The organism is Streptomyces sp. Tek67B01 (assembly GCF_055231995.1).
This window is the reverse complement of the sequence record NZ_JBUYUY010000001.1, coordinates 4,381,023-4,399,399: the sequence shown is the minus strand read 5'-3', so window position 1 is coordinate 4,399,399 and position 18,377 is coordinate 4,381,023. Positions and strand designations below refer to the sequence as shown.

Here is an 18,377-nt window from a genome sequence, read left to right as displayed (position 1 = left end):
GAGAACCATCAGACCATCCGGTGCCAACTAATCAACGTTCCACCCATGAGCTGACCGTGCAGAACATTTGTCTGCAATCGGTACTGTGCTCCTTAGAAAGGAGGTGATCCAGCCGCACCTTCCGGTACGGCTACCTTGTTACGACTTCGTCCCAATCGCCAGTCCCACCTTCGACAGCTCCCTCCCTTACGGGTTGGGCCACCGGCTTCGGGTGTTACCGACTTTCGTGACGTGACGGGCGGTGTGTACAAGGCCCGGGAACGTATTCACCGCAGCAATGCTGATCTGCGATTACTAGCAACTCCGACTTCATGGGGTCGAGTTGCAGACCCCAATCCGAACTGAGACCGGCTTTTTGAGATTCGCTCCACCTCACGGTATCGCAGCTCATTGTACCGGCCATTGTAGCACGTGTGCAGCCCAAGACATAAGGGGCATGATGACTTGACGTCGTCCCCACCTTCCTCCGAGTTGACCCCGGCGGTCTCCTGTGAGTCCCCATCACCCCGAAGGGCATGCTGGCAACACAGGACAAGGGTTGCGCTCGTTGCGGGACTTAACCCAACATCTCACGACACGAGCTGACGACAGCCATGCACCACCTGTATACCGACCACAAGGGGGGCACTATCTCTAATGCTTTCCGGTATATGTCAAGCCTTGGTAAGGTTCTTCGCGTTGCGTCGAATTAAGCCACATGCTCCGCTGCTTGTGCGGGCCCCCGTCAATTCCTTTGAGTTTTAGCCTTGCGGCCGTACTCCCCAGGCGGGGAACTTAATGCGTTAGCTGCGGCACCGACGACGTGGAATGTCGCCAACACCTAGTTCCCAACGTTTACGGCGTGGACTACCAGGGTATCTAATCCTGTTCGCTCCCCACGCTTTCGCTCCTCAGCGTCAGTAATGGCCCAGAGATCCGCCTTCGCCACCGGTGTTCCTCCTGATATCTGCGCATTTCACCGCTACACCAGGAATTCCGATCTCCCCTACCACACTCTAGCTAGCCCGTATCGAATGCAGACCCGAGGTTAAGCCTCGGGCTTTCACATCCGACGTGACAAGCCGCCTACGAGCTCTTTACGCCCAATAATTCCGGACAACGCTTGCGCCCTACGTATTACCGCGGCTGCTGGCACGTAGTTAGCCGGCGCTTCTTCTGCAGGTACCGTCACTTTCGCTTCTTCCCTGCTGAAAGAGGTTTACAACCCGAAGGCCGTCATCCCTCACGCGGCGTCGCTGCATCAGGCTTTCGCCCATTGTGCAATATTCCCCACTGCTGCCTCCCGTAGGAGTCTGGGCCGTGTCTCAGTCCCAGTGTGGCCGGTCGCCCTCTCAGGCCGGCTACCCGTCGTCGCCTTGGTGGGCCATTACCCCACCAACAAGCTGATAGGCCGCGGGCTCATCCTTCACCGCCGGAGCTTTCAACCCCCGCCCATGCAGGCAGGAGTATTATCCGGTATTAGACCCCGTTTCCAGGGCTTGTCCCAGAGTGAAGGGCAGATTGCCCACGTGTTACTCACCCGTTCGCCACTAATCCACCCCGAAGGGCTTCATCGTTCGACTTGCATGTGTTAAGCACGCCGCCAGCGTTCGTCCTGAGCCAGGATCAAACTCTCCATGAATGTTTACCCGTAATCGGGTGAAACACACACTTAGAGCGGGTCAACCAAGGTCGGAATAAGACCGGTCGACCACAACGTCCTCGCTGTGTTCATTGCCTGCCCCCAACGAATCGGGGCCAGGACTTTTTCAAAGGAACCTCATCCACCGAAATGGACGGGGTATCAACTTCTGGCGTTGATTTTTGGCACGCTGTTGAGTTCTCAAGGAACGGACGCTTCCTTCGTACTCACCCTCGCGGGTTTTCCTCCGGGCGCTTCCTTTGTTCTTCGTTTTGTTCTTGCGTTTCCGACTCTATCAGACTCTTTCGTGTCCGATTCCCGGTCGAAGCGGGGTTCGCTTTCCAGTTCTTCGCTTTCGCGTTTCCCTTTCCGGCGAGACCGACTCTATCAGAACTTTTCCACCGGATTTCCCGGCTTCGAAGCTTGAGTGATGAGGCGGATGTGCCCACTTGGAATTCAATTCCTGGGGCGAGAGAGATTTTAAACCATCACGTCCGAACCTGACCGGCTCGGGCAACCGTTTGAATCTACCTCCCCGCTCGCACCGTGTCAACAGTGTTTGCGGGACAGGCGAGGAGACTAGCAGCTCCCGGGGCCCCCGCGCACATCAGGCCGCGGTGGGGAGCGTCGCCGTCTGGTCCGCCGCCTCGACGTCGCCCACCTCGCCCGCCCGCGAGGCGCGTCCGCCCAGTACGTAGACGTAGGTCAGGAAGGCGGCCTCGGCGGCAACGCCGATGGTGACGCGGGCCCAGGTGGGCAGGCCCGACGGGGTCACGAAGCCCTCGATCAGGCCCGAGACGAAGAGGACGACAGCCAGGCCGAGGGCCATGCCCAGCGCGGCTCGTCCCTGTTCGGCGAGGGCGGTACGGCGGGTGCGGGGGCCGGGGTCGATGACCGTCCAGCCGAGTCGCAGGCCCGTGCCGGCCGCGACGAAGACCGCCGTCAGTTCCAGCAGGCCGTGCGGAAGGATCAGGCCGAGGAAGACGTCGAGGCGGCCGGCGGAGGCCATCAACCCGATTCCGGCCCCGAGGTTCGCCATGTTCAGGAACAGGATCCACAGCACGGGGAGCCCGAGGAACGCCCCGAGGACCAGGCACACCGCCGCGGCTTGGGCGTTGTTCGTCCAGACCTGCGCCGCGAAGGACGCCGCGGGATGGCTGGAGTAGTACGTCTCGTACTCACCGCCGGGGCGGGTCATCTTCTTCAGGTCCGCCGGCGCCGCGAGCGTGGCCTGCACCTCGGGGTGCGTGGCGATCCACCAGCCGATGAGGACGCCGACGGCGACGGACAGCAGCGCCGTCGGTATCCACCAGCGGCGGCTGCGGTAGACGGCGGCCGGGAAGCCGACGGTGAAGAAGCGGGCCGCGTCGCGCCAACCGGCCCGGCGGGCGCCGGTGACCGTGGCGCGGGCGCGGGCGACGAGCTGGGTGAGGCGGCCGATGAGGATGGGATCGGGGGCGCTGGACTGGATCAGCGAGAGGTGGGTGGAGGTGCGCTGGTAGAGCGCGACGAGTTCGTCGGCCTCCGCTCCGGTGAGCCGTCGGCCGCGGCCGAGGAGCTGTTCCAGTCGGGCCCACTGTGCCTGGTGGGCCGCCACGAAGACGTCGACATCCATCCGGTTTTCCGCTCCCCTGCCCCAGGCCGGCCGCTGCTGACCACTGCCGACCACCGCCGACTACTGCTGCCGTGGTCAGCTTGGCAGACTGATCGGCGCAGGGGTGGGTCAGGTCACGGGAAGGGTGCGCATCAGTGAGCGATCTGGTGACGGGGGACGCGGTCGTCCTGGGGTTGCGGCCGGCGAGGGTGCCGAGCCGGGCGCTGGCGATACTGCTGGACGCGTTCGTCTACGTCCTCGGGTACGTGGTCGTGTCGCTGGGGGTGGTGTTCGCGACGGCGTCGCTGGACGAGGCGGCGCGGACGGCCGTGGCGGTGGCGCTGTTCCTGCTGGTGCTGGTCGGAGTGCCCGTCGCGGTGGAGACGCTGAGCCAGGGGCGGTCGCTGGGGAAGCTCGCCTGTGGGTTGCGGGTGGTGCGCGAGGACGGCGGGCCGATCCGGTTCCGGCACGCGCTGGTGCGGGGTGCCATGGGGGTCGTCGAGCTCCAGATGACCTTCGGGGTGGTCGCGTGCATCGCCTCGCTGGTGTCGCAGCGGGGGCGGCGGCTCGGGGACGTGTTCGCGGGAACGCTGGTGGTACGGGAGCGCGTGCCCGGGGCGCGGGTGATGCCGGTGCCCCCGCCGCCGCCGTGGTTGGCCGGGCGCTTCTCGGCGTTGGACCTGTCGGCGGTGCCCGACGGGTTGTGGCTGGCGGTGCGGCAGTACCTGACGCGGATGAACCAGCTGGACCCGGCGACGGGCGCCGCGATGGCGGCGAAGCTGGCGGACGATGTGGTGGCGCGGACGGGGACCCCGCCGCCGGCCGGGGTGCCGGCCGCCGCGTTCCTGATGGCGGTGGTGCACGAGCGGCAGACGCGGGACGCGGCCCGGGCGTTCCGGCCCGTAGCGCCGTACGGGGGCCAGCCCGCTCCGTACGGGGGGCAGCCCGCTCCTCACTCGGCGCCCCCGGCGTACGGTCCGTACGGTCCCGCGGCCGCGGCGCCGCCCGCGGCGGGGCCGGTGCCTCCTGTGGCACCCGCCCCCTACGCGCCGCCCGTGTCGCCGCCCGCGCGCGGCGGCGGGACCGGGTTCGCGCCGCCCGCCTGACTCCACCCTCACCGACTGCCCCTGGGCGGCGTAGGACCCGGCCGGGGTCAGTCGGTGAAGGTGGAGGGCGGGGTCTCCAGGTGTTCCAGTTCGACGCCGGGGGCGGAGAGGACAACGTCGCCGGCGATGTGGAGGGTGTGCACCTCGCCGGTGTCGAGGGCGCTGACCCGGTACTCGTCCACCTGGAGCGGGCCGCTGTCGGTGGCGTGTTCCGTGCGGCCGGTCAGGGCCCAGGCCTGGTCGACGGTCCGGGGGGCGAGGACGGGGTCGGTGAGGGCGACGAGCCTGACGCGGGTGGCGGGGGCGCCCGGGGTGAGGCGCAGCAGGCGGGCGGTCGCGATGAGGAAGGCCGGGGAAGTGCCGGTGAAGCCGGGGGCGTGGACGTTGCCCTCGGTGGCCTCGGTGCCGGTGGGGTCGGTCCGGACCCAGGTGACGCCGTCGATGGCGGCGCCGCGGACCTGCCAGCTCGCGGCGTTGACCTCCATGCGGATGGGGCGGCCGAGTTCGTCGATGGCCAGGTCAACCGAGCCGCGGTGGTCGCCGTTGGGGGCGGTCAGCTGGGAGACGTAGCGCCAGCCGCTGGGGCCGGGGGCGCAGTGGAAGTGCTCCTCGCCGAGCGGGGTGTGGTCGTGCGGGTCGTGGAGCGAGTAGCGGCCGCGGGGCATGGGCGCACGTTTCGTTTCTGGGAGGAGGCGTCTCGGGTACGGGGCAGGCCCCCGGCGGTGTGCCGGGGGCCTGCCAAGGGTGTCGCGTGATCCGTGGGGATCAGTAGCGGTAGTGGTCGGGCTTGTACGGGCCTTCGACCTTGACGCCGATGTAGGCGGCCTGCTCCGGGCGCAGGGTGGTGAGCTTGACGCCCAGCGCGTCGAGGTGGAGGCGGGCGACCTTCTCGTCGAGGTGCTTGGGCAGCACGTACACGTCGGTCGGGTACTCCTCGGGCTTGGTGAACAGCTCGATCTGGGCCAGCGTCTGGTCCGCGAAGGAGTTCGACATCACGAAGGAGGGGTGTCCGGTCGCGTTGCCCAGGTTCAGCAGACGACCCTCCGACAGCACGATCAGGACCTTGCCGTCGGGGAACTTCCAGGTGTGGACCTGCGGCTTGACCTCGTCCTTGACGATGCCCTCGATCTTCGCCAGACCGGCCATGTCGATCTCGTTGTCGAAGTGACCGATGTTGCCCACGATCGCCTGGTGCTTCATCTTGACCATGTCCGAGGCCATGATGATGTCCTTGTTGCCCGTCGTCGTGATGAAGATGTCCGCGATCTCCACCACGTCGTCCAGCGTCGCGACCTGGTACCCGTCCATCGCCGCCTGCAACGCGCAGATCGGGTCGATCTCGGTGACGATCACCCGCGCACCCTGACCGCGCAGCGACTCCGCGCAGCCCTTGCCGACATCGCCGTAGCCACACACGACCGCGACCTTGCCGCCGATCAACACGTCCGTCGCACGGTTGATGCCGTCGATCAACGAGTGCCGGCAACCGTACTTGTTGTCGAACTTCGACTTCGTCACCGCGTCGTTCACGTTGATCGCCGGGAACAGCAGGTTCCCCTCGGCCATCATCTCGTAGAGGCGGTGGACACCGGTGGTGGTCTCCTCCGTCACGCCGCGGATCTCGGAGGCGAGCTGCGTCCACTTCTGCGGGGACTCGCCGAGGGTGCGGTTCAGCAGGGTGAGGATGTGGGCGTACTCCTCGGAGTCGGCGGTCGCCGGGTCCGGGGCCGCGCCGGCCTTCTCGAACTCGACGCCCTTGTGGACGAGGAGGGTGGCGTCACCACCGTCGTCGAGGATCATGTTCGGGCCGCCGGTGGGGGTGTTCGGCCAGGTCAGCGCCTGCTCCGTGCACCACCAGTACTCCTCCAGCGTCTCGCCCTTCCAGGCGAAGACGGGGACGCCCTGGGGGTTCTCCGGGGTGCCGTTCGGGCCGACCGCGATGGCGGCGGCCGCGTGGTCCTGCGTGGAGAAGATGTTGCAGGAGGCCCACCGGACGTCCGCGCCGAGCGCGACGAGGGTCTCGATCAGCACGGCGGTCTGCACGGTCATGTGCAGGGAGCCCGTGATGCGGGCACCGGCCAGGGGCTGCGTCGCCGCGTACTCCTCGCGGATCGACATCAGGCCCGGCATCTCGTGCTCGGCCAGGGTGATCTCCTTGCGGCCGAACGCGGCAAGGGAGAGGTCTGCGACCTTGAAGTCCATGGGTGCTGCTCCTCATGGTTCGAGAGGGTGGGTACGGCTGGGCCGTGCGCTGGCGCACCAGAGCACTGAGCACAGTCCGTCGGGGGCCCTCTCTCCCCTCGGCCGGTCACGAGGACCGCCCGACCGCCATCAGCAGCGACGCCTGACACTGATGACGAATCTACCCGATCAGGGCCGCGCACCCCAGTGGGTCGCCGGACGAACCGGTGTCCGGATCGCTCGCTCCCGGGCCTCGGCGCGGGGCTCGGGAGCGAGTGGGGCCGGACGGTCAGAGGCTCTTGCCGGCGGCGGGGTCGGCGCCGGCCCGCGCGGCGTCGGCCTGGTAGATGTCCGGCTCCAGGTAGATCACGCGGGCGATCGGGACGGCCTCGCGGATGCGGGCCTCGGCGGCGTCGATGGCCTGGGCCACCTCGGTCGCCGTGTCGTCGTGCCGGACGGCGATCTTGGCGGCTACGAGCAGTTCCTCGGGGCCGAGGTGCAGGGTGCGCATGTGGATCACGCGCGTGACGGTGTCCCCGTCGACCGCGGCGGCCAGGATCTGCTCCACCTGCTCGGGGCCGGCCGCCTCACCCAGCAGCAGCGACTTGGTCTCGGCGGCGAGCACGACGGCGATGGCGATCAGCAGGCTGCCGATGCACAGGGTGCCGACGCCGTCCCAGACGCCGTCGCCGGTGGCGAGGGCGAGACCGACGCCGCCCAGCGCGAGGACGAGACCGACCAGTGCGCCGGCGTCTTCGAGGAGGACGACCGGGAGTTCGGGAGCCTTGGCCCGCTTGATGAACTGGCCCCACGTCTGTGAGCCGCGCAGCTCGTTCGACTCCTTGATCGCCGTCTTGAAGGAGAAGCCCTCCGCGACGATGGCGAAGACGAGCACGCCGATCGGCCAGTACCAGGCCTCGACCGGGTGCGGGTGCTTGACCTTCTCGTAGCCCTCGTAGAGGGCGAACATGCCACCGACGGTGAACAGGACGATCGAGACGAGGAAGGCGTAGATGTAGCGTTCCCGCCCGTAGCCGAAGGGGTGTTGGGGCGTGGCTTCGCGCTGGGCCTTCTTGCCGCCGAGGAGCAGCAACCCCTGGTTGCCGGAGTCCGCCAGTGAGTGGACGCTTTCCGCGAGCATCGACGACGAGCCGCTGAAGACGAAGGCCACGAACTTGGCTACGGCGATGGCGAGGTTGGCGGCGAGTGCCGCCACGATCGCCCTGGTACCGCCCGACGCGCTCATGGGTGCAGGATGTCCCTTCCTCGGTGCGGCCCGCCCGGCCGGGGCCCGCGCTACGGCGGCACATTGTTGCAGGAGCCGCCCCCAGGGACGGTACGTCAGACGACGACGGTCGCGCGGAAGACGGTGCCGGCTCCGGACAGGACGGCTCTCTCGCCGGCGGGGACGAACACCGACTCCCCGGGGGCGAGGGTCAGTTCACCGGCCCGCGGCCGGCCGGCGGTGCACAGCAGGATCTGGGGGGCCGTGTCGGGGAGGGCGTGGGGGGCGGCCCCCGGCGCCAGGACGTACCGGGAGAGCCGGAATTCGTCGATGGGGGTCTCGTAGACCTCCTCGCCCTCGTCCTCGGGGCGAAGGACGCCCGGTTCGCCGGGTTCGAAGACGACGACCTCGAGCAGTTCGGGGACGTCGACGTGCTTGGGGGTGAGCCCGCAGCGCAGCACGTTGTCGGAGTTGGCCATGATCTCGACGCCGAGGCCGTCGAGGTAGGCGTGCGGGATGCCGGCGCCGAGGAACATGGCTTCACCGGGCTGCAGGCGTACGTGGTTGAGCAGCATCGCCGCGATGACGCCGGGGTCGCCGGGGAAGTGGTGGACGAGTCCGGCGTACGGCGCGTAGGGGCCGCCGAGGCGCTCGGCGGCGGCCGCCGCGTCGGCGACGGTACGGGCCATCTCGGCGCGGTCCGCGGTCAGGACGGCGGTGAGGACCTCGCGCAGGGCCGCGTCGACGGGGTGGGCGCGCAGCAGGTCGACGTAGGGCTTGAGGGAGTCGACGCCGAGGCCTTCGAGGAGGTCGGCGGCCTCCAGCGGCGGCCGGAAACCGCACAACCCGTCGAAGTGGGTGAGGGCGCAGATCAGTTCGGGCTTGTGGTTGGGATCCTTGTAGTTGCGGTGGCCGGCGTCGATGGGGACGCCGCGGCGCTCCTCGTCCTCGAAGCCCTGCTTGGCGCGGGCGAGGTCGGGGTGGACCTGGAGGGAGAGCGGCGCGCCCGCGGCGAGGATCTTGAACAGGAAGGGCAGCCTGGGGCCGAACTTGGCGACGGCGGCGGCGCCGAGCTCGCCCTCGGGGTCGGCGGCGATGACGTCCGACAGGGGCAGCTCGCCCGCGCCCCGGTCCAGCCGGGACGGCGCGCCGGGGTGGGCGCCCATCCACATCTCGGCTTGCGGCTCACCGGTGGGCTCCACCCCGAGGAGCGCCGGGATCGCGGTGGTCGATCCCCAGGCGTAGGGGCGGATCGGGTTCGTGAGGCGGTCCATCGTCGTCGTCTTCCTGCGCTGTGGATCTGGGTTGTGTGGAGGCCCCTGTGGGTGCCTCAGCCGTGTGCCCTGGAGGCCAGCGCGAGGTAGGCGGTGGCGAAGTCCGTGACGGCGAGGAGTTCGGCGAGCTGTTCCAGTTCGCCGCCTTCCTCCGGTTCGAGTTCGCTGATGGCCGTGCCGTGGCCGAGGGCGAGTTCCCGGGCGGCGGGCGCCGCGCTGAGGCCGCCGGCGGGCCGGTCGCGCAGCAGGACGACGCGGGCGTGCAGGGCCTGCGGTTCTTCGACGCGGTCGCGGAAGAAGTCGTCGGGGTCGGCGCCGGCGGCGAAGGCCCCGGCGAGCAGGACGCCGTGGGCGGGCAGCGCTTCGGGGAGTTCGGCGGCGAGCGCGGGGCGGCCGGCGAGCTCGGCGAGGGTGGCGGCGAAGCGGCGTCCGGCGGGCCCGGCCGCGGCGCCCTCGCTCCAGATGAGCGGGAGCGAGTCGGCGAGCTCTGTGGCGAGGGTCTTGGCCGGGTTGGAGTACGTGGCGATCGCGGGTCCGCAGCGTTCGGCGGTGCGATCGAGCCGGTCGGCGACGAGTTGGAGCGCGTCGGGGGCGGCCGCGACGAGGCCGAGCTTGTCGAGCAGTACCAGGAGCGGGGTGAGCAGGGCCCACAGGGCTCCGGGGCCGGCGGCGGCCGATTCGTCGTACTCCTGGTAGGGGGCCCTGGCCATCGGTACGAGGACTCCGTGCGCTCCGTCCACGGCCTCGCTCAGCGGGGACCGCTCGGGGGCGACGGCCACGACGGTGCAGCCGCGCCGGTAGGCCTGCTCGGCGAGGACGGCGAGGCCGGGTTCGGTGCCGTCGGTGGTGGCGATGAGCAGCAGGTCGACGGGGCCCGCCCAGCCGGGCAGGCCCCAGCGCAGCGCGCCGGCGGCGTGTGCGACGCCGGTGGGGTGCAGGCGGGCGACGGGCGCGGAGGCTCCGGCGAGCGCGCCGAGGAGGTCGGCGACGCCGGTCGCGGCGGTGCCGGGGCCGGCGATCAGCACGGCGCGGGGGCGGCCTTCGGGCCGCAGGTCGCCGAGGCCGGCCTCGGTGGCGTGCCGGGCGGCGGTGCGGACGCGGGCCCCGGCGTCGGCGGCGCCGCGCAGGAGGCCCCGGCGGTCGGCGCGGGCGAGTTCCTCCGGTGCGTCGAGGATGGACTCGTCGAGCATGGCGGCCTCCGGCGGGGTTGACGGCGTGTGCGGTCTGCGCGGGGTGTCGTGGTGCGGTGGAGCGGCGTGGCGCTCAGGCGGGCCGGCGGGCCTCGTCGACGAGGAGGACCGGGATGCCGTCACGGACCGGGTAGGCGAAACCGCAGTCCTGGCCGGTGCAGATCAGCTCGGGGGCGTCCGCGTCGGCCGACTTGTCCTCAAGGGGCGAGTGGCAGGCGGGGCAGGCGAGGATCTCCAGAAGGCCGGCTTCGAGCGGCATGGTGCGCTTCCCTTCGAACATGCGGTTTGGGCGAGGTCAGCGTACCGCCGGGTCGCTTGGATCGCGGCCCGGCGGTGACGGTGACACAGGGGGTGTGGGGCGACGGCGTCGCGCGTTACGCGCGGACGAGCGCGAGGACCTCGTCGCGGACCTTCCTGAGGGTGGCCAGGTCGCGGGCCTCGACGTTGAGCCGCAGCAGCGGCTCGGTGTTGGAGGGCCGCAGGTTGAACCACCAGTCGGCGGTGGTGACGGTGAGGCCGTCGAGTTCGTCGACGCCGACGCCGTCCTGGGGGGCGTAGACGTCCTTGACGGCGGCGGTGCGGGCCGCCTGGTCGGCGACGGTGGAGTTGATCTCGCCGGAGCCGACGTAGCGGTCGTAGGAGGACACCAGGTCGGAGAGGGGACCGTCCTGGCCGCCCAGGGCCGCCAGGACGTGGAGCGCGGCGAGCATGCCGGTGTCCGCGTTCCAGAAGTCCTTGAAGTAGTAGTGCGCCGAGTGCTCGCCGCCGAAGATGGCTCCGGAGGTGGCCATTTCCTCCTTGATGAAGGAGTGGCCGACGCGGGTGCGCACCGGGGTGCCGCCGTTCTCCTTGACGACCTCCGGGACGGACCAGGAGGTGATCAGGTTGTGGATCACGACGCCGCTGCCGCCGTTGCGGGCGAGCTCGCGGGCCGCGACCAGCGCGGTGATGGCCGACGGGGAGACGCCCTCGCCGCGCTCGTCGACGACGAAGCAGCGGTCGGCGTCGCCGTCGAAGGCGAGGCCCAGGTCGGCGCCTTCGGCCTTCACCCGGGCCTGGAGGTCCACGATGTTCTTCGGGTCGAGGGGGTTGGCCTCGTGGTTGGGGAAGGTGCCGTCCAGCTCGAAGTACATCGGGACCAGCTCCAGCGGCAGGCCCTCGAAGACGGTGGGGACGGTGTGGCCGCCCATGCCGTTGCCGGCGTCCACGACCACCTTGAGCGGACGGATGCCGCGCAGGTCCACCAGCGACTTGAGGTGCTCGGCGTACCCGGTGAGGGTGTCCTGCTCGGTGATCGTGCCCGCGACGGTGCCGGCGGGGATCTCCGGGGCGCCCTCGTCGGACCACTTCTCCGCCAGCTCGCGGATGGTGGCCAGTCCGGTGTCCTGGCCCACCGGGGCGGCGCCCGCGCGGCACAGCTTGATGCCGTTGTACTGGGCCGGGTTGTGCGAGGCGGTGAACATCGCGCCGGGCAGGTCGAGCTTGCCGGAGGCGTAGTACAGCTGGTCGGTGGAGCACAGGCCGATCAGGGTGACGTCGACCCCGCGGGCGGCGGCGCCGCGGGCGAAGGCGGCGGACAGGCCGGGCGAGGAGGGACGCATGTCGTGTCCGACGACGATCGCCGTCGCCCCGGTCACCTCGACGAAGGCGGCACCAAACAGTTCGGCCAGCGGCTCGTCCCACTCGTCCGGCACGACGCCTCGTACGTCGTACGCCTTGACGATGTTCGAAAGATCTGCGGCCACTGCCTGCCCCTCCTGAGGATCTGTGCGGTGGAGCAAACCTACCCTGAACGGAGTACCGCGTTTCAGACGAGGCGGGTGGCGGGCGGGCGTCAGGATTCCGGCGAGCGCAGGACGCGCAGGTGTCCGCGACGGGTCTCGCCGGTGCCCTGGGGTCCCGGTACGGACGTGCCGGCCTCGGCCGCGCGGTCGTGCGGACGGGCGGCTTCCCGCACGGCGTTGGCCAACGCTTCGAGGTCGTCACCGCTGGGCCGCGAAGGGGGACCGCCGTCCGTCAGGCGCACCACTTCCCAACCCCTGGGGGCGGTCAGGCGCTCGGAGTGCTCGGCGCACAGGTCGTAACAGTGGGGTTCGGCGTAGGTGGCGAGCGGGCCGAGAACTGCGGTCGAGTCGGCGTAGACGTACGTCAGTGTGGCGACGGCAGGGCGGCCGCACGCGGTGCGCGAACAGCGACGTACAAGGCTCACGACGTTGGACGGTACCGCACTCTTGACCGGGCCGCGACGACTCCACCCTCGGCCACCCGGCCGTGTCGCCCCGAACGGGCCGCAACCTTGGCCGGATCGTTCGCGGTACGACATCGGTCCGTGACAGGGCGGGGGCCCGGCCGGGCGCGCGGGCGAGGGCTACCCTGCGGGGGTGACGGACAGCCCGCTGACTCCCCCGAGCCCTCCTGGCCCCTCCTCCGCCGGTTCCCCGCCCCCTCCCGCCGAGCCGCGTCCGCGCCGGCGCGACCGGCACGGGCGCGGCATGCGGGGGCCGGTGGCGCCCCCTCAGGTCCCGCTGGCCGCGAGCCGGTCGGAGCTCTTCGGCGACCTGGTGCGGGATTCCGTGGAGCGGCTGGAGCGGCGGTGGCCGCAGCTCGCCGAGGTGGAGTTCGTGGTCGCGGACGTACCGGGGCCGCCGGGCGGTCCGGAGGGCGGCTGGAACGACGAGGCCGTGCCTCTGGGCGGCATCGCCGAGGCGGCCGAGGGCCGGCCGGCGCGGATCGTGGTGTTCCGGCGACCGGTGGAGATCCGCGCGAAGTCACGGGACGAGCGGGCGCTGCTGGTCCACGAGATCGTGGTGGAACAGGTGGCGGACCTGCTGGGGCTCTCCCCGGAGATCGTCGACCCGCGCTACGGCCAGGACTGACCCCCGGAACGGGCCCCGGGAGGGGCCGCTCCTAGAACAGGACCCCCAGGTCTTGTGACGGCTTCGGCACGGCCACCGTCGAGCGGTCGTCGGAGAACGGCTGGACGGTGAACATCGGGATGCCGTCCTGCGGCAGGGTCAGGGTCCGGGAGGCGTGGACCGGGCCGCCGGAGAGGGTCTCGAGCGTCAGGGCGTACGCCCCCTTGCCGCCCGTCGGGGCGGGGGGCGGGGAGAGGGCCTGCGTGGTGCCGGCCTTGACGGTGAGTTCCCGGACGGCCGGTTGGCCGCCCTCGGTGCCCGGTGAGGCGGTGACCCGCACCTTCGCGTCGGCGCCGACCGCCGTGAGGGCCAGGACGGTCGCCTTGTCGTCGGCGCGGTTGTCCGCGACCGTCGCCCGAGTGCCGACCGGGGAGGTCGCCGGGACGAAGCCCAGTTCCTGCTTGGTGCCGGCGCCGCGCACCACCCGTACCGCCGCGACGACCGGTACGGGCTTCTTCGGGTCCGCCGGGGCCAGCAGCAGCGAACCCGCCTCGCCGCGCGTCACGTCCTTGAGGTCCACGCTCGCCGTCATGCCGGCCTTGACGTGCAACTGCTCGTTGCCGGCCGGGGTGAGGGTGCCCCCCGGTCCCGCGAGGCGGAGCCTCAGGTCCGCGTCGTCCGCGCCGGGCGCGTAGGCGATCAGCCGTACGGAGGTGGCGTCGGCCGGGATGCCGGGCAGGACCAGCGACCCGGCCGGGTCGGTGGAGGCCGGCAGCCAGTCGGCGCCCATGCCGTCCTCGGAGATCTGCGCGGAGGCGCCGACCCGGCCCGAGCCGGTCGTGACGTGTGCGGTGACGTCGGCCACCTGCGTATCGGGGACGAGGGGGGAGAGCAGGACGCGGGCGGTGGAGTGGGGGTCGACCTGGAAGACGCGGTCGGGGGTGCCCGGCTTGTCCTTGAGCAGCCCGTCCGGGCCGTAGAGCTTGATGTCCACTTCGGCGACGGTGTCGTCGGGGTTGGTGAGGTGGATGTAGTCCTGGCGGCCCTTGGCGGTGCTCACGCCGGGGAACCAGAAGTCGGTGCCGGGCGCGGTGCAGCCGACTCCGAGCAGGCCCCGCGCCTGGCCGACCGCGACCTTCGTCGTCTGCTGGGCGGTCCACCCGGGGGCGAGGTTCCCGCTCGCGGTGCCGGTCAGCGCGGGTGCCTCGGCGCCGGAGGCGGTCGCGCCGACGGGCTTGCCCGGCTCCTTCGGCTCCAGGACCGTCCTGCCGTCCTTGGTCGCGAGCCGGGCCGCGCCCTTGCCGCCGGCCGCGCCGGGGGTGATCGAGGTGTACGTGGTCTCCGCGATGTCGGAGGAACTGGGCGCGGGGCACACCAGTACGGACTGCTCCACCGGCATCCGGGACGCGGCCGCCCGCTTGCCGTCGGCCGGGGCGGCCGCCGGGGCGGTGAGGGAGGCGAGGCCGGTGATGGCGGCCAGTGCCGCCGCGACGGCCGCCAGCGTGAGGGGGGCGCGCTGCTTCACTGCTGGGAGCTCCCGTCCGGACGCGGGTCGTGCTGTCCGTAGGTGTACGGCGGTTGTTCCCGCTGTTGCTGTTGCTGTTGTTGCTGCTGGTACGGGTCGTAGGGCTGCTGGGGGTACGGGTACGGCTCCGCGTACGGCTGCTGCTGCTGTTCGTACGGGTAGGCCTGGTAGGCGTACGGGTCCTCCCCGGGCGCCTGCTCCGCGTACGTCGGCTCCCCGTACGGCTGGTCCGCGTACGCCTGGTCCCCGTACGGCTGGTCCCCGTACCCCCGGTCCGCGTACGTCGGCTGCGCCGGGATCTGGGCGTACGGGTCGGCGGCTTCGGCGGGTGCCGGTGCTTCGGTCCCCGTCTCCGCTCCGGCGCGCAACCGGCGCGCGCGTCGGCCCTCGCCCGGGCCGGCCTGGTCCGGGGCGGCGGGCCCTTCCTCCGGGAGGTCGTCGTCGAGCCGGGCCCGGCGGCCCGGGAGGGCCAGTACCAGGAGCAGCAGGGCGAGCAGGCCCTGCGCCCAGTGCCAGGCGTTCCGGGCGAGGGAGTCCTGGTAGACGAGGTCCAGGCGGCCGCCCTTGGCGGGGAGTTCGAAGCCCTGCGCCCAACCGTCCAGGGTCTTGGCCTTGAGGGGCTTGCCGTCGAGGGTGGCCTGCCAGCCGGGGGCGGCCCGGTCGGCGATCCGCAGCACCCGGCCCTCGTCCCCCGCCGGGATCTTGGTGTGGGCCTCGACGGGCTCCGCCTCGACGGCGATGGGCGCCTGTCCCTGCTTGCCGGGGACGATGACGGCGCGGGCGAGGGAGCGTTCGACCTCCCAGACGGCGGTGCCGTCGTCCTGACGGCCGGACTTGAGCCCGGGGGTGGCGTCGAGGACCTGGCGGAACGGTCGGGGGCCGTCGGCGGGCAGGACGATGTAGCGGATGGCGAAGCCACCCAACTGCGCGGACTGGTCGGCGCCGGAGCCGGAGACCAGGCTGGACACCACCTTCGACAGGCGGGGTTCGGCGCCCGCCTCGGCGAGGAGTTCGGCGTCGCCCAGGCGGGCGCCGGAGCCGCGGACCAGGGCGTAGGACACGGTGGCGGGCGAGGTGCCGCCCAGCACCAGGGTGCGGCTGCGGTTGCTGTCGTCGGCCTGGGCGGCGACGAAGGCGGGGACCTGGACGGGGTCGCGGCGCCGGAGGGGTCCGTCGGCGCCGGAGACCATCCAGCCGGCGGCGGCGAGCAGCGGGCCGGTGACGGCGCCGAGCGCGATGAGGACGGCCACGGGCTGGCGCCAGCCGAAGCTGCGGGCGGCCACGCGTTCCTTGGCGCCGTCCGCGCCGACCACGGCGGCCGTGAGCAGGGCGAGTCCGTACAGGAGGGTGGCGGGGCCGGCCCAGGCGTCGCGGTTGACCAGGACGGCGAGGAGCAGGGCGGCCAGGGCGGTGGTCCAGGCGGCCATGACGGCGAGGCGCCGGTCGGCGCGCAGGAGGGCGGCGAGCGCGGCGAGTACGACGCCGAGCAGCAGGGTGGCGCCGGGGGTGCCGGGGCCGCCGGGACCGGCTCCGAGCAGGTCGAGGGCGGTGGCGGAGCCGGAGCCGTAGGGCAGGCCGGCCTCCCGCAGGAAGCGGCCGGGGTGCGTGAGCAGGTCCAGGGACCAGGGCGCGAGGGCGAGGAGGGGTACGGCGAGGACGGCGAGCAACCGGAACGCGTACGCCGCGCGGCGTGCGGGGCGGGTGAGGAGTACGGCGGCGCCGAGGACCACGGCGAGCGGCCAGACGGCGGGGGTGAAGGCGGTGACCAGGGTCAGCAGGAGGGTGGTGGTCCACACCGCGCGCCGGCTGCCGCCGGCGCCGTCGTTGCCCTCGCTGCCCTCGGGGGTCCCGGCGGGTGCGCCGAGGCCGAAGGCGGTGGCGGCGGAGCGGGCGAGGGGCGGGAGCAGGATCGCGAGGACGGCGGTGCCGAGGCGGCCGGCGGCGAGCGCGCCCGTCACGGCGGGCAGGAAGGCGTAGGCGACGGCGGCCCAGGCGCGCAGCAGCCGGGATTCGACCAGCGGTCGGGAGGCGAAGTAGGCGGTCAGTCCGGCCAGGGGCACCGAGCAGACGAGCAGCAGGGTGAGGGCGGCCTGGGCGGAGCCGAACATCAGGGTGGCGACGGCGCCGAGGACGGCGAGGTAGGGCGGGGCTCCGGCGGTGGTTCCGGTGCCGACGGGCTGCCAGTCGGAGGTGTAGGCGCGCCAGAGGTCGAGGCCCCGGTCGGGGGCGGGCAGCAGGGCGCCGCCCATGAGGGAGCCGCCGAAGAGCAGGGCGCGGCAGGCGACGAGGGAGACGAGCAGGAGCAGCGCGAACAGGACGGGGGCGGGGTTGCGGGCGAGCCGCTTGAGCCGTCCGAACTGTTCGATCTCCAGGTAGTCGGCGTCTTCGGAGCCCGGTTCGAGGGGGGCGGTGGCGGCGCCGTGCCGGCTCGCGCCGGCGGTGTCGGTGGCGCCGTCCGCGCCGAAGTACCCGGCGAGCTGTTCCGCGTTGGCGCGCACGGTGGAGCCGGGCGGCGGGAAGAGCGGGCGCAGCTCGGCGGCGGGGACGGCGGGGCGGCGGCGGGCCTTGCGTGCGGCGAGGACGCGGCCGGGGCGCAGCAGGGTGGCGAGCAGGCCGGTGAACTCGTCCACGGCCTGGCCGGGGGCCTTGCCGATGAGGTAGCCGAGCGTGCGCAGCAGGGTGCCGACGATCAGCCGCAGGAGTACGTAGGGCAGGGCGCGGCCGGAGGAGTTGGCCAGCACGGTGTAGACGGCGCCGGCCTTGTCGACGCGGTGGGGGCTGACGGCGGAGCGCCCGGCGCAGTCGACGGTGCGGCGTTCGCGGGCGGCGGCTTCGGCGTGCCGCATGACGGCGTCGGGGGCGACGAGGACGGTGTGACCGGCGCTGTGGGCGCGCCAGCAGAGGTCGACGTCGTCGCGCATGAGCGGCAGCCTGCGGTCGAAGCCGCCGAGGGCGTCGTAGACGTCGCGGCGCACGAGCATGCCGGCGGTGGAGACGGACAGGACGGGGCGGATCTGGTCGTGCTGGCCCTGGTCCTGTTCGCGTCGGTCGAGGCCGGTCCAGCGGCGTCCGCTGCGGGCGATGGTGACGCCGGCTTCGAGGAGCTGTCTCTTGTCGTACCAGCCGCGCAGTTTCGGGCCGATGACGGCGACGTCGGGGTTCTCGTCGGCGACGCGGAGCAGTTCCGTGAGGGCGTCGGGTTCGGGGGCGCTGTCGTCGTGGAGCAGCCAGAGCCACTGGACGGGCTCGCCGTGCGGGAGTTCGGGGAGGTCGTAGGCGTCGTCGCGCCAGGTGCGACTGACGGGGTCCCAGCCGCTGGGGCGCGTGAGGTAGGGGAGGTCGTCGAGGGTGGGTGCGCCGGCGGTGCGGGCGGCTTCGTCCACGGCGGTGCCGAACCCGGTGCGGCGGGCGAGGTGGAGGACGTTGTCGGGGCCCAGGGCTTCGGTGAGCAGGCTCGCGGAGTCGTCGGAGCTGCCGGTGTCGGCGGCTACGTGGCGCTGCGCGGGGCGTTCTTGGGCGAGGAGGCCGGCGAGGGTGCGGGGCAGCCAGCGGGCGCCGTCATGGGTGACGAGGACGGCGGTGACGACGTGCCGGGGGAACTCGGGTGCGCCGGCCGCCTGATGGGAGGCCGTCGAGCTGCTGTGCGGGGACATCGCGGTACGGGCCCTCCGACCGTGGGGGGTTCCCCCGGGACGGGTCCTGGGGGAGGTCCGGGGGTGGTGTGCCCTCGGAGGCTGCTGGACAGCGCCCCACACTAACGGCTGGGAACACACCGGTCCGCCTCCTGCGGGGAAGGTGCGGGAGGC

At 71.8% G+C, this 18,377-nt stretch carries 13 protein-coding genes and 1 rRNA gene; 2 read left to right on the top strand and 12 right to left on the bottom strand.

Features of this window, described 5'->3' with window-relative positions:
* Nucleotides 1-96 precede the first annotated feature (96 nt).
* Nucleotides 97-1,621: ribosomal RNA gene (locus ACV7NM_RS19785) — 16S ribosomal RNA — on the bottom strand.
* A 607-nt stretch (nucleotides 1,622-2,228) separates the two neighbouring features.
* Nucleotides 2,229-3,236 carry a stage II sporulation protein M gene (locus tag ACV7NM_RS19780; protein WP_463411509.1) on the bottom strand — a complete coding sequence of 336 codons (1,008 nt, stop codon included), beginning with the start codon at nucleotides 3,234-3,236 and terminating at the stop codon, nucleotides 2,229-2,231.
* 134 nt (nucleotides 3,237-3,370) lie between these two features.
* On the opposite strand from ACV7NM_RS19780, the gene ACV7NM_RS19775 reads away from it, so the two are divergent.
* Nucleotides 3,371-4,321: an RDD family protein gene (locus ACV7NM_RS19775; RefSeq protein WP_463411508.1), complete on the top strand. Its 951-nt coding sequence runs from the start codon at nucleotides 3,371-3,373 to the stop codon at nucleotides 4,319-4,321.
* A 47-nt stretch (nucleotides 4,322-4,368) separates the two neighbouring features.
* On the opposite strand, the gene ACV7NM_RS19770 is transcribed toward ACV7NM_RS19775, so the two are convergent.
* The 8 genes from ACV7NM_RS19770 to ACV7NM_RS19735 all read right to left on the bottom strand — a co-directional run bounded on the left by ACV7NM_RS19770 (nucleotide 4,369) and on the right by ACV7NM_RS19735 (nucleotide 12,400).
* Nucleotides 4,369-4,986 carry a hypothetical protein gene (locus ACV7NM_RS19770; RefSeq protein WP_463411507.1) on the bottom strand — a complete coding sequence of 206 codons (618 nt, stop codon included), beginning with the start codon at nucleotides 4,984-4,986 and terminating at the stop codon, nucleotides 4,369-4,371.
* Between the two features lie 100 nt (nucleotides 4,987-5,086).
* A complete protein-coding gene (gene ahcY, locus ACV7NM_RS19765; RefSeq protein ID WP_463411506.1) occupies nucleotides 5,087-6,523 on the bottom strand; it encodes an adenosylhomocysteinase in 1,437 nt (478 codons plus the stop codon).
* Nucleotides 6,524-6,791: 268 nt separating this feature from the next.
* Nucleotides 6,792-7,748, bottom strand: coding sequence for a cation diffusion facilitator family transporter (locus ACV7NM_RS19760; RefSeq protein WP_463411505.1), 957 nt, complete (start codon nucleotides 7,746-7,748; stop codon nucleotides 6,792-6,794).
* Between the two features lie 95 nt (nucleotides 7,749-7,843).
* Nucleotides 7,844-9,001 carry a mannose-6-phosphate isomerase, class I gene (gene manA / locus ACV7NM_RS19755; protein WP_463411504.1) on the bottom strand — a complete coding sequence of 386 codons (1,158 nt, stop codon included), beginning with the start codon at nucleotides 8,999-9,001 and terminating at the stop codon, nucleotides 7,844-7,846.
* Between the two features lie 56 nt (nucleotides 9,002-9,057).
* Nucleotides 9,058-10,191 carry an SIS domain-containing protein gene (locus ACV7NM_RS19750; protein ID WP_463411503.1) on the bottom strand — a complete coding sequence of 378 codons (1,134 nt, stop codon included), beginning with the start codon at nucleotides 10,189-10,191 and terminating at the stop codon, nucleotides 9,058-9,060.
* Between the two features lie 73 nt (nucleotides 10,192-10,264).
* Nucleotides 10,265-10,450, bottom strand: coding sequence for a Trm112 family protein (locus tag ACV7NM_RS19745; protein ID WP_463411502.1), 186 nt, complete (start codon nucleotides 10,448-10,450; stop codon nucleotides 10,265-10,267).
* A gap of 115 nt (nucleotides 10,451-10,565) precedes the next feature.
* Nucleotides 10,566-11,936 (bottom strand): phosphomannomutase/phosphoglucomutase, encoded by a 1,371-nt coding sequence (locus ACV7NM_RS19740; protein ID WP_463411501.1) that lies wholly within the window; start codon nucleotides 11,934-11,936, stop codon nucleotides 10,566-10,568.
* An 89-nt stretch (nucleotides 11,937-12,025) separates the two neighbouring features.
* Complete coding sequence (locus ACV7NM_RS19735) at nucleotides 12,026-12,400, bottom strand: DUF3499 domain-containing protein (RefSeq protein WP_463411500.1); 375 nt, start codon at nucleotides 12,398-12,400, stop codon at nucleotides 12,026-12,028.
* A gap of 172 nt (nucleotides 12,401-12,572) precedes the next feature.
* Between ACV7NM_RS19735 and ACV7NM_RS19730 the strand changes: the two genes are divergently transcribed.
* Nucleotides 12,573-13,067 carry a metallopeptidase family protein gene (locus ACV7NM_RS19730; protein WP_463411499.1) on the top strand — a complete coding sequence of 165 codons (495 nt, stop codon included), beginning with the start codon at nucleotides 12,573-12,575 and terminating at the stop codon, nucleotides 13,065-13,067.
* 31 nt (nucleotides 13,068-13,098) lie between these two features.
* Here ACV7NM_RS19730 and ACV7NM_RS19725 read toward each other — a convergent pair whose 3' ends face one another.
* Both ACV7NM_RS19725 and ACV7NM_RS19720 read right to left on the bottom strand, forming a co-directional pair.
* On the bottom strand, nucleotides 13,099-14,571 hold the full coding sequence (locus ACV7NM_RS19725; protein WP_463411498.1) for a DUF5719 family protein: 1,473 nt from the start codon (nucleotides 14,569-14,571) through the stop codon (nucleotides 13,099-13,101).
* A complete protein-coding gene (locus ACV7NM_RS19720) occupies nucleotides 14,568-18,224 on the bottom strand; it encodes a glycosyltransferase family 2 protein (protein ID WP_463411497.1) in 3,657 nt (1,218 codons plus the stop codon). Before ACV7NM_RS19720 ends, ACV7NM_RS19725 begins: the two co-directional genes overlap by 4 nt.
* Nucleotides 18,225-18,377 lie beyond the last annotated feature (153 nt).

Bases quoted from the DNA above. Each gene is read 5' to 3' on its own strand.
- ACV7NM_RS19780 (WP_463411509.1), bottom strand. From the start codon at position 3,236: ATGGATGTCGACGTCTTCGTGGCGGCCCACCAGGCACAGTGGGCCCGA.
- ACV7NM_RS19770 (WP_463411507.1), bottom strand. From the start codon at position 4,986: ATGCCCCGCGGCCGCTACTCGCTCCACGACCCGCACGACCACACCCCG.
- ACV7NM_RS19720 (WP_463411497.1), bottom strand. From the start codon at position 18,224: ATGTCCCCGCACAGCAGCTCGACGGCCTCCCATCAGGCGGCCGGCGCA.
- manA (WP_463411504.1), bottom strand. From the start codon at position 9,001: ATGGACCGCCTCACGAACCCGATCCGCCCCTACGCCTGGGGATCGACC.
- ACV7NM_RS19750 (WP_463411503.1), bottom strand. From the start codon at position 10,191: ATGCTCGACGAGTCCATCCTCGACGCACCGGAGGAACTCGCCCGCGCC.
- ahcY (WP_463411506.1), bottom strand. From the start codon at position 6,523: ATGGACTTCAAGGTCGCAGACCTCTCCCTTGCCGCGTTCGGCCGCAAG.
- ACV7NM_RS19760 (WP_463411505.1), bottom strand. From the start codon at position 7,748: ATGAGCGCGTCGGGCGGTACCAGGGCGATCGTGGCGGCACTCGCCGCC.
- ACV7NM_RS19745 (WP_463411502.1), bottom strand. From the start codon at position 10,450: ATGCCGCTCGAAGCCGGCCTTCTGGAGATCCTCGCCTGCCCCGCCTGC.